The organism is Mesorhizobium sp. M5C.F.Ca.IN.020.32.2.1 (genome assembly GCF_004023105.1).
Lineage (GTDB): Bacteria > Pseudomonadota > Alphaproteobacteria > Rhizobiales > Rhizobiaceae > Mesorhizobium > Mesorhizobium wenxiniae.
Genome location: NZ_RZSX01001330.1, coordinates 1 through 1,107, shown reverse-complemented (window position 1 = coordinate 1,107; position 1,107 = coordinate 1). Strand labels below are relative to the sequence as shown.

Here is a 1,107-nt window from a genome sequence, read left to right as displayed (position 1 = left end):
GGTATAGTCGGCTCGCGAAATCACCTTGGTGGCGATGCCGCGCGCCGCGGCGATACCGAGACCGGCGGCATTGGCCCGGTCGGAAATGACGCCGACGATCTCGGCCGGATAGTCGAGGTTGCTGGCCGCGGCGATCAGCGCCGTCATGTTGGAGCCGCGTCCCGAAATCAGAACCACGGTGCGTTTGCGCGCGCTCATAGGCCGATCGAGCCCCGATAGATCACGCCGGCGTCGCGGCGCGGCACGATGCGGCCGATCGGCGTCACGCTCTCACCGGCCTCCTGCAGGACGGCCGCGACCTGTGCCGCCTGGCCGGAGGCGACGGCGAGGATCATGCCGACACCGCAGTTGAAAGTGCGCATCATCTCTGCGGGCGCCACGCCGCCGGTCTTCGCCAGCCACGAGAATACCGCCGGCACCTCGATGGCATCGAGATCGAGCTCAGCGGAAAAATCTTTCGGCAGGACGCGCGGGATGTTTTCAGGAAAGCCGCCCCCGGTGATGTGGGCCAGCGCCTTGATGCCATGCGTGTTACGGATCGCCTTGAGGATCGACTTGACGTAGATGCGGGTCGGCTCGAGCAGCGCCTCGGCCAGCGTGGCTTCATCGTTGAAGGGCGCTGGATCGGTCCACGCAAGGCCGCTGGTGGCGACGATGCGGCGGACCAGCGAAAAGCCATTTGAATGCACGCCCGACGAGGCCAGCCCCAACAGCACATCACCCTCGACGAGGTCGTCGGTCGGCAGCAATTGGCCGCGTTCGGCCGCGCCCACGGCAAAGCCGGCGAGGTCGTAGTCGTTGCCGTGATACATGCCGGGCATTTCCGCCGTCTCGCCGCCGATCAGCGCGCACCCGGCCTGCCGGCAGCCCTCGGCGATGCCGCCGACGATCGAAGCACCCTGGTCTGGATCGAGCTTGCCGGTGGCGAAATAGTCGAGGAAGAACAATGGCTCGGCGCCCTGCACGACGATATCGTTGACGCACATGGCGACGAGGTCGATGCCGATCGTGTCGTGCTTGCCCGCATCGATGGCGATCTTCAGCTTGGTGCCGACGCCGTCATTGGCGGCGACCAGCACCGGGTCGGTGAAGCCGGCGGCCTTGAGG

At 66.6% G+C, this 1,107-nt stretch carries 2 protein-coding genes; both read right to left on the bottom strand.

Going from position 1 to position 1,107, the window contains the following annotated elements; genetic code table 11:
- Positions 1 to 198: formyltransferase family protein (locus EOA86_RS35730; protein ID WP_281035736.1), on the bottom strand; the 198-nt coding region annotated here is incomplete at its 3' end.
- The coding region (gene purM, locus EOA86_RS35725) for a phosphoribosylformylglycinamidine cyclo-ligase (RefSeq protein WP_128345746.1) at positions 195 to 1,107 on the bottom strand (913 nt) is incomplete at its 5' end. The genes purM and EOA86_RS35730, both read right to left, overlap by 4 nt.